At 38.2% G+C, this 12324-nt stretch carries 10 protein-coding genes and 2 pseudogenes; all 12 read left to right on the top strand.

Going from position 1 to position 12324, the window contains the following annotated elements:
• Positions 1 to 2: 2 nt before the first annotated feature.
• A complete protein-coding gene (locus tag AB1349_02025; protein ID MEW6556114.1) occupies positions 3 to 182 on the top strand; it encodes a hypothetical protein in 180 nt (59 codons plus the stop codon).
• 57 nt (positions 183 to 239) lie between these two features.
• Positions 240 to 1354 (top strand): annotated as a pseudogene (locus tag AB1349_02020) (IS630 family transposase).
• Positions 1355 to 1413: 59 nt separating this feature from the next.
• Positions 1414 to 1593, top strand: a complete 180-nt coding sequence (locus AB1349_02015) for a hypothetical protein (protein ID MEW6556113.1) — start codon at positions 1414 to 1416, stop codon at positions 1591 to 1593.
• On the top strand, positions 1590 to 2180 hold the full coding sequence (locus tag AB1349_02010) for a sugar transferase (GenBank protein MEW6556112.1): 591 nt from the start codon (positions 1590 to 1592) through the stop codon (positions 2178 to 2180). The genes AB1349_02015 and AB1349_02010 overlap by 4 nt, the downstream gene beginning before the upstream one ends.
• Positions 2177 to 3160, top strand: a complete 984-nt coding sequence (locus tag AB1349_02005; protein MEW6556111.1) for a thiamine pyrophosphate-dependent dehydrogenase E1 component subunit alpha — start codon at positions 2177 to 2179, stop codon at positions 3158 to 3160. Before AB1349_02010 ends, AB1349_02005 begins: the two co-directional genes overlap by 4 nt.
• Entirely contained in the window at positions 3144 to 4145 is a 1002-nt protein-coding gene (locus AB1349_02000) for a pyruvate dehydrogenase complex E1 component subunit beta (GenBank protein ID MEW6556110.1), read from the top strand. Before AB1349_02005 ends, AB1349_02000 begins: the two co-directional genes overlap by 17 nt.
• Entirely contained in the window at positions 4142 to 5245 is a 1104-nt protein-coding gene (locus AB1349_01995; protein ID MEW6556109.1) for a DegT/DnrJ/EryC1/StrS family aminotransferase, read from the top strand. The genes AB1349_02000 and AB1349_01995 overlap by 4 nt, the downstream gene beginning before the upstream one ends.
• Positions 5242 to 7095, top strand: a complete 1854-nt coding sequence (locus tag AB1349_01990; protein MEW6556108.1) for a nucleoside-diphosphate sugar epimerase/dehydratase — start codon at positions 5242 to 5244, stop codon at positions 7093 to 7095. Before AB1349_01995 ends, AB1349_01990 begins: the two co-directional genes overlap by 4 nt.
• A gap of 279 nt (positions 7096 to 7374) precedes the next feature.
• A complete protein-coding gene (locus AB1349_01985; GenBank protein ID MEW6556107.1) occupies positions 7375 to 9459 on the top strand; it encodes an SLBB domain-containing protein in 2085 nt (694 codons plus the stop codon).
• A gap of 68 nt (positions 9460 to 9527) precedes the next feature.
• Entirely contained in the window at positions 9528 to 10592 is a 1065-nt protein-coding gene (locus tag AB1349_01980; GenBank protein ID MEW6556106.1) for a GNVR domain-containing protein, read from the top strand.
• A gap of 274 nt (positions 10593 to 10866) precedes the next feature.
• The gene (locus AB1349_01975) at positions 10867 to 12165 is read left to right on the top strand and encodes an ATP-binding protein (GenBank protein MEW6556105.1); all 1299 of its coding nucleotides are present in this window, start codon (positions 10867 to 10869) and stop codon (positions 12163 to 12165) included.
• A gap of 2 nt (positions 12166 to 12167) precedes the next feature.
• Positions 12168 to 12296, top strand: a pseudogene (locus tag AB1349_01970) (GDP-mannose 4,6-dehydratase).
• The last annotated feature ends 28 nt before the right edge of the window (positions 12297 to 12324 follow it).

Here is a 12324-nt window from a genome sequence, read left to right as displayed (position 1 = left end):
AGATGAAAAACGAAGAAATAGAAAAAGTATTCAATGTGATAAATAGAATGTGTCAGGCGGGGACACTTAAAGAGTATGCTATTGGCGGTGCTGTGGCAACCATTTATTATACCGAGCCTTTTACAACTAAAGATATAGATATATTTTTAAAAGATATTTTAGTTAAGTGTAGTGTAACATAAATACTTGACAACAAACAAAAAATATTGTATACTATCTCCAAAAAGGAGGTAGCATACATGGGAAAGAAGAAGAATCTTGTAGCACTGAAACCGAAAGAGCGGAAGTATTTGAAAGAACTAATAGCCAAAGGAGTCCAGAAGGCACGAACTCTGACAAGGTGCCGGATATTACTGATGGCTGACAAGCGAAAAACTGACACCCAGATAATAGAAACATTGGGTACGGCGCGCAACACGGTGCGAACTGTGCGTTACCGCTATGTGCACGACGGATTGGAAGCAGCCATCAAAGAGCAGCCCCGTCCCGGTGCTCCGGGTAAATTTACCGGCCGGGACAAAGCAAAAATCACAGCAATAGCATGCTCAAAGCCGCCGAACGGCCGCAACCGCTGGACATTGCGTCTGATTGCCGATACGATGGTCGAGTTGGACATAGTAGACAACATTTCACATCAGACGGTGAAGAGGGTTTTAAAAAAAACGAACTTAGCCCTCACCTGAAAAAACAATGGTGCATCGGTCAGATTACTTCGGCGTTCATCTGGCGCATGGAAGAGGTTCTTGATGTATACGAGCGTCCATATGACCCGCGGCGACCGGTCGTCTGTTTTGACGAGCGTCCGTGCCAGCTGCTTAAAGATGTCGTTGCCCCAATACATATGAAAAAGGGACAGGTTTTGCGTGAAGACCATCATTACAAAAGAAACGGAACCTGCTGCGTCATGCTCGCTGTCGAGCCGTTAGCGGGAAAACGTATTGTCGCTGTCAAAGAGCGAAGAACGAAAAAGGACTATGCTGATTTTATGAGACAACTTGAGAAAAAGTATCGCGATGCCGAGAAAATCTTGCTGGTCCAGGATAATCTCAACACGCATTCTCCGTCTTCGTTTTACGAAAACTTTCTGCCGGAAGATGCGTTTTGGATGACTCAGCGTTTCCAGATGGTCTATACTCCCAAGAAAGCCAGCTGGCTGAATATGGCGGAGATAGAACTTTCAGCACTTACGAAGCAATGTATTGACAGACGATTGGGAACTATGACCAAATTTTCCCGTGAAGTTCAGCACTGGGCAAAACGCCGCAACCGGCAAAAAATCGGTGTGTCGTGGCAATTTACAAAGAACGTTGCCAGCAAAAAACTCGGCAGGCATTATGATGTTATCAAAAACTAATGTTACAATGCATAAGCATAATTTATCTGACAAGTTTGATGATTTTATGAAGAAATACTATGAATAATCGGATTGCTCAAAATCAAAAAGATGTTGAAAAATACCGGAAGAGTTTATTTAAGTCAAAGGAAAAATGTCGTCAGCTGTTTGCCAGAGAGCCATTTGAGAAAAAACTCAAAACTGCATTTGAGTTGTATCGGCAAGCCCAGTATTTGAAGAAATTTAAACCATCACTATGAAAAGATTGTTTGATATTATTTTTTCGTTTTTAGGACTTCTGATTCTGTCGCCGCTTTTTTTGCTTGTGGGTATTTTAATAAAAAAAGAAGACAGGGGACCGGTATTTTATCGTGGAGTCAGGGTTGGTAGACATGGGGTAACATTTAGGATGTTTAAATTCAGAACTATGGTTGTAGATGCGGATAAAATCGGTGCTTCGTCTACTGCTGATGATGACCCACGGTTACTTAAAGTCAGTAAATTTTTAAGAAAATATAAACTTGACGAACTGCCTCAGTTGATAAATGTCTTAAAAGGCGAGATGAGTTTTGTAGGACCCCGTCCCGAGGTGCCTTTTTATGTAGATATGTTCAGCGACGACGAAAAAAAGATTTTAACTGTGAAGCCCGGTATTACTGATTGGGCATCTTTATGGGATTCTGATGAAGGTGCGATTTTAGCCGGAAGTTTAGACCCTGAAAAAGCATATCAGGAAAAAATCTGGCCTGAAAAAAAACGGCTTCAGTTAAAATATGTTAAAAAACACTCTTTCTGGATTGATTCAGTGATAATTTTTAAGACGATTTTTAAGGTGCTGAATAGATGAGCAAATATTCTCCTTCTTTTTTAATCAATCTTTATAAAACAATGCTCAGAATTCGGTTCTGTGAAGAGAGTTTTGTAGAGCCGATAGTAAAAGGCGAGATAAAAACACCATGCCATCTTTACACAGGTGAGGAAGCGATTGCAACGGGTGTCTGTGCTGCACTTACAAAGGATGATTATATTTTTGGGAACCACCGTTCTCACGGGCATTATCTTGCACACGGCGGCAGTATGAAAGAAATGGTTGCAGAGATATACGGTAAAATAACCGGCTGCTCTAAAGGTCGTGGTGGCTCAATGCATGTCTGTTCACTGGAAAATAATATGCTCGGTGCCGCGCCAATAGTAGCAGGTACAATCTCATTAGCAGTAGGTTCTGCACTCGCTTCAAAAATAAGAAAAGAAAAAAGAATAGCAGTAAGTTTCTTTGGTGATGGTGCTTGTGGTGAAGGTGTGCTTTACGAATCACTTAATTTTGCAGCACTTAAAAAATTACCAATTATATTTGCCTGTGAAAATAATCTGTACTCAACTCATATGCCAATAAAAGAATGCCGTCCCAATAATGATATTTACAAAATTGCCAAGCCGTTTAGTATAAAAAGTTTCAGAGTAGATGGCAACGATGTGTTAAAAGTTTATGAAGTCGCAGAAAAATCTGCCGAATTATGTCGCTCTGGCGCCGGTCCGGTTTTTATTGAATTTTTGACTTATCGGCTTCGCGGTCATGTAGGTCCTGACGACAACATTCAGGGAACCCGTACCGATATAAGACCGAAAGCGGAAATAGTAAGGTGGCAGAAAAAAGATCCGCTCAAAAAATTTGAAAATTATCTTCTCAAAAATAAAATTGTAAATCCAGAAAAAATAGAAAAGATAAAAAGTGAAATTGAAGCAAAAGTAAAAGTCGCATATGATTTTGCAAAAAAAAGTCCATATCCAAAAGAAAGTGAATTAACAAAATATGTCTTCAAAGAATAGAAAATTATCTTATTCACTGTCGATAAACGAAGCACTTCATCAGATGATGGCGAAAGATAAATCCGTTTTCCTTATTGGTCAGGGTGTGAAAAGTCCATGGTATGTAGGTAATACTTGTAGAGGACTTCTTGAAAAATTTGGTACTGAAAGAATAATTGATACTCCCGTTTCCGAAAATGCGATTACTGGTAGTGCCGTTGGTGCAGCAATTGCTGGTATGAGGCCGGTAATCGTTCATCCGAGAATGGATTTTATGCTTTATGCAATGGACCCGATTATAAACGAGGCGGCAAACTGGCATTATATGTCTGGTGGAAAAATGTCAGTGCCGGTAGTTATTTGGGGAATAATAAATCGCGGTGGCGAACAGGCGGCACAACACTCGCAGGTGTTTCATTCTATATTTGCACATATTCCCGGCTTAAAAGTTGTTATGCCGTCTACACCTTTTGATGCCAAAGGACTAATGATTTCCGCAATTGAAGATGATAATCCGGTGATTTTTATTGACGATAGATGGCTGTATTCCATTGAAGAAAATGTTCCCGAAAAAATCTATTCAATACCAATCAGTAAAGGAATTATCAGACGAAAAGGTACGGATGTTACTGTTATTGGTATTTCTTATATGGCGTATCAATCGATAAAAGCAGCGATTGAACTGGAAAAAATCGGGATTGATGCGGAAGTGATTGATTTAAGAACGGTCAAGCCGTTTGACAAAAACTTGGTTTTAAGTTCCGTGAAAAAAACGAGACGGTTGGTTATTGCGGATGTCGGTTGGAAATCATTCGGTGTGTCTGGCGAAATATCGGCATTTGTTTCAGAAAATTTATTACGGTATCTTAAATCACCGGTAATAAGGGTTGCTCTATCTGATTGTCCCGCACCTGCGAGCTGCACTCTGGAAAATGCGTATTATCCCAACTATAAAAAAATAACCGAAGCGGTCAAAAAAATTTTAAGAAAGCGAGGTTTTGTGTGACTTATAAAGTACGATTCGTAAATTATCCGAAGCAGTATCAGATGTTGAAAAAAGAATTTGACGGTGTCTGGGAAAAGATAATGTCCGGCGGAGATTTTATTTTAAGACAGGATTTAGAAAATTTTGAAAAAAGAATTGCAGAATATGTTGGGACTAAATATGCTATAGGTGTAAATACAGGCACAGATGCTCTTTATCTTTCAGCACAGGCATTATTCAAACCCGGTGATGAAGTAATAACAGTTTCCCATACATTTGTTGCAACCATTGGAGCGATTGTTCAATGTGGAGCAAAACCAGTTCTTATTGATATAAAAGATGATTTTAATATGGATGTTGACCAAATTGAGAAAGCAGTAACAGCAAAAACACGAGGAATTATCCCTGTTCACTTAAATGGTCACGCCTGTCAGATGGATAAAATAATGGAGATTGCCAAAAAATACAATCTGATTGTCGTAGAAGATGCCGCACAGGCACTTGGTGCAAAGTTTAAAGGAAGGAGATGTGCCTCATTCGGAACCGCCGGAATTTTTAGTTTCTATCCAGCAAAATTATTGGGAACTGCAGGCGACGGCGGAATGGTTTGCACCAATGATGACGCTCTTGCAAGAAAAATCCGTGCATTCAGAGATAACGGCAGAGTTGAGTCGGTGGAAGTTATAGAATGTTTCGGTTGGTGTACGCGGCTGGATAATCTGCATGCCGCGATTCTAAATATGAAAATGAATTATTTTGAGAGGTGGGTTGAAAGGCGCCGTGAAATCGCAAAAATCTATGATAAAGAACTATCCGGTGTCGGAGACATTTTAATTCATCCGATTTCAGGTTCGGATTATTTTGATACCTATCAGAATTATGTCATAAGAACAAAAAAGCGGAACGAACTTGTTAAATATCTCAAAGAAAACGGGATTGAGGTTTTGGTCTCTTGGCCCACACCAATACATAAACAAACAGCACTCGGACTGTCTCACTTCAAATTGCCGAAGACAGAACAAATATCGGCAGAGGTAATATCACTTCCAATGTATCCGGAACTCAACAACGAAGAGATTGGAATTGTAATAGAAACCATTAAAGAATTTTTCCAAAAATGATAAAGAAATTTATTGATAAATCTCGTAGACCGCTTATCATAATATTTCATTTAGCATTAATAATTACTGCATATCTCGGAGCATTCTGCTTGCGGTTTGAATTCACATTCCCACAGGAAAATTGGACTGCGGTTTCTAAAACACTTCCTCTTTTGGTTGTAGTAAAGCTTCTTTTCTTTTATTTTTTTGGATTGTTTTCAGGGCTGTGGCGGTATGTCAGTATTGTTGATTTGTGGAATATAATACTGGCCAATTTTCTTTCCAGCGGCGTTTTTGCATCAGCGGTATTTTTCTATCACACATTCATTGGCTATCCACGGTCTGTTTTCATAATTGATTTCATTTTATGCACGGCGTTTATAGCAGGTGTGCGATTTTTTACTCGGCTTTTGAGAGAAAAGTTTCAGATAACAGAAACAGTAAAAAAGAAAAATGTTTTGATTATCGGTGCAGGTCAATCCGGTATTGCGGTTTTAAGAGAATGTCAGAATAACCCGCTTGCAGGACTGAATGTTGTCGGATTTATTGATGATGACACTGCTAAAAAAGGACATTCAATTTTTGGTGTAAAAATTTTTGGTGGGAAAAAAATTATACCGGATATTGTTGCTAAATATAATGTTGAAGAACTGATTTTAGCGATACCATCTGCGAAAGGTGAAGTGATAAGAAGTATCCTTTCTTATTGTGAACTTACAGATGCAAGTATAAAAATTGTGCCTGGCTTTGATAAAATTATTTCAGGTCGGCTTGAATTAAAACCACACAAGGTTCAGCCTGAAGACCTTTTAGGCAGAAAACCAGTAAATATAGACGAGACCGAAATCAGTTCTTATCTTAAAAACAAACGGATTCTGGTAACAGGTGCAGGCGGTTCAATTGGTTCGGAATTATGCCGTCAGATAGCCCGTTTTAGACCTGACGAAATCGTATTTTTTGACAATCATGAAAATTTTATTCATTATCTCGGGCTTGAATTTGACTTAAAATATCCGGAAGTAAAATATAAAACTATCATCGGTGATATCAGAGATGTAGGTATGCTAAGACATATCTTTACCACCTATAAACCGCAGGTTATTTTTCACGCTGCTGCCCATAAACATGTGCCGCTTATGGAAGGGAATCCATCTTCAGCGGTTAAGGTTAATATTATAGGCACAAGGAATCTTATCTATGCGGCAAATCATTATAAAGTAGAAAGATTCGTCCTGATTTCTACCGATAAAGCGGTAAATCCGACGAGTATTATGGGTGTGACAAAACGAATTGCAGAGATGATTTTACAGGCAAAAGCGAAGGTTAGCAGAACAAAATTCATAGCGGTTCGGTTTGGTAATGTGCTGGGCTCGTCGGGCAGTGTAGTTCCTTTATTCAAGAAGCAGATTGAAGAAGGCGGTCCGGTTACAGTAACGCATCCAGAGGTAAAAAGATATTTTATGAGTATTCCCGAGGCAGCGCAATTAGTATTGCAGGCAGGTGCGCTTGGTACTGGCGGCGAAATTTTTATTTTAGATATGGGTGAGCAGATAAAGATAACGGATTTAGCTGAAAACATGATTGCCTTATCAGGACTGAAACCTGGCAAAGATATTGAGATAAAATTTATCGGGCTTCGTCCGGGCGAGAAACTCTACGAAGAAATACTTTTAGATAAGGAAAAGGATAAAGTGACAAAGAACGAAAAAATATACATATCACAACCGGAAAAATTTGATGCTATTAAAATTCGTAAAGAAATAAAAGTATTGGAACGATTGTCTGCTTTAACAGATGAAGCAAAAATAATCCAGAAAGTCAAAGAAATGGTGCCTAATTATGTTCCGAATTCTAATTTCACAGATAATTAAATAGTATAGGAATTTTCTTTTTTGGACGCAGATGTACGCAGATTACGAAGATTATAAAAATATAAATTTTAAATCTGTTTTTTCTGCGAAAATCTGCGTCCTATTAACTTGATCCAGATGGTTTGAGCATGTAATTTATAGCAGATTGGATGTTGTGGTCTGCAACACAGTTTGCGTTCTGGACATTACTCGGACTGGCTGTCGGAATTGTGCAATGTGACAAAAATCACATTGACAAAATACGATAGTTATTATAAAATAACTTTTATTGGAGGCAAAATGCAAAAACAGAAAAGAGTTGGTTTTTTAGGTATTTTGGTAGTTGTCATATCTGCTGTGTTTTCGCTATTCAACCGTGTCAATGGAGAGGTAAAATATAAGGTATTGCCATCTACTCCTTCCACACCAGTTCTGTATGGTTATGGGTTTTTTAAGCAGAAAGTATCGCCTGAAGAATTGGTTGGTCCGGTATCGCTTAACTATCTTATCGGTCCTGGTGATGAAATCGCAATAGATGTCTGGGGTGAGTTAACTTTTAACTATCTGTTAAAAGTCAATAATGAGGGTTATATTGATATCCCGGAAGCAGGCAGAGTGTTTGTCAATGGGCTCACATATGAGCAACTCAAAAGCCGTGTTATCGGGCAGATGGCGAAAGTGTATTCCTCGCAGATAAACCCGTACAGTCCCGGTACCTCTCGCGCAATTGTTGATGTCACCATTGGTAAGGTGAAAGGTGTCAGAATAACGACTTCTGGCGAAACGCAGACACCCGGTGCATATCTTATTCCAGCATCACAAGCAACTGTTTTTAATGCACTTATAGTAAGTGGCGGTATAAAGCCGTCTGGCTCGTTAAGGGATATAAGAGTTGTTAAAGCCAGTGGCAAAGAGTTAAGTTTTGATTCATATGATTTTCTATTAAAGGGTAAAATAGACAATAATGTCTTACAACTTCAAGCAGGTGATGTTGTTTTTGTCCCTGTAAAAGGCAGCGAGGTCACAATTTCAGGTGAGGTAAAACGACCTGCAGTTTATGAATTGAAAAAAGGCGAGACATTGAATAACTTGATTGAGATTGCTGGCGGGTTCACACCTGTTGCATATCCACAGACAGTTCATCTTGTTAGAATGGAACCTGGTAAAGGCAAAAGTTATATTGACCTGAATAATACTGAGAATAAATCAAGAGATTTTGAACTTACAGATGGCGACAGCGTAACTATCCCGAAAACACCACAGATTAAAGAAGATAATTTTGTAGAAATCCAAGGAGAAGGTATCAAGAGTCCGGGTATCTACGCGTATAAGCCGCACATGACATTGAATGAGCTGATTGACAAAGCAGGTGGGCTTTATCAGGATGCATTGTCGGAGAGAGCGGATTTAGTACGAACCCGTGGTGATTTTACAACTATCTTTTCTACTTTTTCGTTACAGACGGCATTATCTACACTATTCCTCTTGCAGCCGATGGATAAAATAACAACATATGCTAGCTATGAGTTAAAAGGCGGTAAAAAGTATATCACAGTTAGAGGCAGGGTAAAAAAACCCGGTGTGTATCCGTTAAGCGATAATTTAACTATTAAGGATATCCTTTATACAGTCGGCGGGTTTGACGACATGGATTTTAGAAAAACGGTTTGTATGGACAAAATGGACCTGCTCAAATATAAACCTGATAAACCAGAACGCGAAGTTATCAGTTTGAATTTGACTAATGTCCTTTCTGGCGAAGAAAACGATACTTTACAAAGTAATGATGAGATTGTTATTTACGAGAATCCGGAGTTCGTACCACTACGAAAAGTAGAGATAAAAGGCGAGGTAAAATTCCCGGGTATGTATGTTTTACAGAAACGGGAAGAACGGGTTTCTGATTTGGTCAAACGGGCAGGTGGCGTGTTGCCATCAGGTTTCTGGCAAGGTGCCCAACTGACTCGGACTTATGAAAATTTAGGTCGGGTGAATCTGGACTTGAAAAAAGCAATCCAAAAACGAGGTTCATCTTACGACCCGATTCTGTTTGATGGTGACCAATTAGTTATCCCGGAAAAAGAATATGTGGTTAAAGTTAAAGGCGAGGTCTGGACACCGGGTGTGGTTCAATATATAGGCAAGGATTTTGATGATTATCTTGAGGCTTGTGGTGGTGTAAAAACCGAGACAGGTGATAGAAAACGGATCCGAATAATCTATCCGAATGGTATAGTAAAAAAAGTTCGGAGTTTCTGGGCTGACCCGCCAGTTTACGAGGGCTGCACTATTGAAGTCCCAAAAAGAATAGAGAAAAAAAAGGAAGAAATAATAACCAAAAAAGAACAGCCAACTGAAGAAAAAACTAAAGAAAGCACAAAATGACAGTAGACGGCACTTCAGCCCTTTACGGGCTTCAGTGCCGTCAGGACTAAATCTAATGGAGAATTATAATGACACAAAATGATGAGATTAATTTGTTAACTGTGGTTAATCCGGTATTAAAACATTGGAAATTTGTTGTTCTTTTTAGTTTCTGGGTAGCAGTAATTTCACTGGTTATGTTGATATTTAAGCCCGGAAAGTATACCGCTGAGGTTAAGATGTTTGTTGGTCAAGCAGGTGGTGCGCTTTCACGAATTGAAGCATTAACCACGCGGACTCAATCAGGTGGTGGAATATATAGCGATGCGTTAGGTCGTGACCGGTTTGGTTTTTATACCGAAATGCTAAAAAGTCGCGGGTTTCTTTTAAGGTTAGCCAACAAAAAAATATCAATAAATGGTCAAAAGTCAGAAACAGCCATTTTAGATTTTTTTAAGATAAAAGGGATAGATAATCCAAGAGTAAAAGAGGAGACACTATATAATACTTTAGTCGGTACAATAGAAACCGCTGCTGATACTCAAACCAGTATTCTAACAATTAAAATTACTACAGGAAAATCAGAAGTTTCAGCAGAACTAGCAAATTCAATCGCAGCAGAATTAGAAACCGCATCGTTAGAGTTTCTTTCTATGCGAAGTCGTGCTAGACGCCGATTTGTTGAAGAGAAACTTAAAGAAACAGAAACCCGGCTGAAAGAATCTGAAAATAACTTAAAAAGATTCCAGGAAATGAACCGTGCTATTAGTAAATCACCGGAATTGCAGTTAAAAGAAGAGCAACTGAAACGAGCGGTCAGAATGGAGGAAGAACTGTATCTGTCATTAAATAAAGAGTTAGAACTTACTCGGCTTGAAGAAAATCAGGATATCGCACCAATTACTGTTCTGGAAAAAGCAGTAGTGCCTTTATATAAGTCAGGTCCGCGTAGATTAGTTGTTCTGACTGGTTCTACAGTAGGTGGTTTTTGCGTTAGTATTTTTTTGGTGCTTGTTAACTATTTTTTTACCAGTATCCAAACTCAAAAGTCAACCGGATATGAAGAATTCCAACAAAATTTAAACAGTATTAAAACCGACTTCCAAAAAATATGGGTTGGTTTAAGTAATTGGAATAAAAAAAAGAAAAATTGAAGGGAGCGACTTGCATCTGTGTTGAACTTTATGGATTTGCCGGTATTTACCTCTGCACCTGTTAAACCGGATACAAAGCACGCTTATTATCTTTATACATTACTGTTTGATTGTATCGGAAACTGAATAATTGCCACTGAATGCACTGAGCACACAGAAAAAAAATCAGTGCCTTCAGTGTTTTCAGTGGCTAAAAAATGCACGAAGTGATTAATTTGAGATTGTGCATTCTGAATGCATAAAAATACCAAAATTTGTGCATTAGCGGGTGACGATGATGAACCTTAAAGAGATAAAACAGATTTTAGTTGACCAGCGACAAGAACTTAAAGATTCTTTTAAAAATAAAAAAATTATTGAAAGAGAATTTTTAAGTGAATACAAAAAATTATTGGCGTCTGGTTTAATAAAGATAATTACCGGTCCAAGAAGATCGGGGAAATCGGTTTTGGGTTATCAACTATTAGCGGATAAAAGTTTCGCATATGTGAATTTTGATGATGAGCGGCTCGCTTATTTAAAAACCGGCGAGTTAAACTTGGTGCTTGAGGCAATTTACGAGACATTTCAAAAACCAGATTTTATTCTCCTGGATGAAATTCAAAATATTTTAGGCTGGGAACTTTTCCTGAATCGCTTGAAAAGGATTGGGTTTAACTTAATTGTTACCGGGTCAAATGCCAGGATGCTCGGGCGAGAATTAGCGACCCATCTTACCGGAAGACATTTTGCTTTGGAACTTTATCCCTTTTCTTTCCGTGAATATCTGGACTTTCATAACCTTGACTATCAAAAGAAATATTTTACCACGCAAGAAACTGCCTCAATTAAAAGACATCTGGATAATTATTTATTATCAGGTGGTTTTCCTGAGGTTGTCCAAGGAGAGGACTATAAAAAGTATCTGACTTCTTTATATTCAACGATTTTAAGCAAAGACATTGTTCTGAGATATAAGTTAAAATACTTCAATACGCTAAGGGAATTTGCCAGTTATTTGGTTTCAAATTTTTCCAGAAAAGTTACTTTTAATAAACTAAAAAACATATTTTCTCTGAAAAGCGTTCACACGGCAAAAAATTATTTTTCTTTTTTATATGAAGTTTATTTAATTTTTCAGATTGAAAGATTTTCTTACAAACCAAAAGAAAGATTAACTGCGCCAAGAAAAATTTACACGGTTGATACGGGCATGATAAATGCCATCTCCACCAAGTTTAGTCAGGAAAAGGGCTATCTCTATGAAAATGTGGTTGCGGTTGAATTGATAAGAAGAAAATTCTGGCGGAGCCGGGACGAAATTTATTACTGGCAGGATAACAATCATTACGAAACCGATTTTCTGATTAAGGATGGAACAGGCGTCCAACAACTAATTCAGGTTTGTTACAACCTTGAAGACTATGATACTAAGAAAAGAGAGATTTTCTCTTTGTTGAAAGCTAGCGAAAAAACTAAATGCCATCGTTTGCTTGTCATTACATCTGATTATGAAGGCGAGGAAAAAATTAAAGGTAAAAAGATAAAATTTATTCCTTGCTGGAAATGGCTTTTAGGAAAAGATAAGGAATGAACATGAAAAAAGCATTGATTACAGGTATTACAGGACAGGACGGTTCGTATCTTACCGAATTTTTATTATCAAAGGATTATGAGGTGCACGGAATTATCAGAAGAACGAGTACATTCAATACAGGAAGAATTTATGAATTTCTTAGAAAATAAAAAAATC

It is taken from the genome of Elusimicrobiota bacterium, from assembly GCA_040757695.1.
Taxonomy (GTDB): domain Bacteria; phylum Elusimicrobiota; class UBA8919; order UBA8919; family UBA8919; genus JBFLWK01.
Note: the sequence above shows the minus strand (reverse complement) of the source record. Positions and strands in the feature narration are given on the sequence as shown.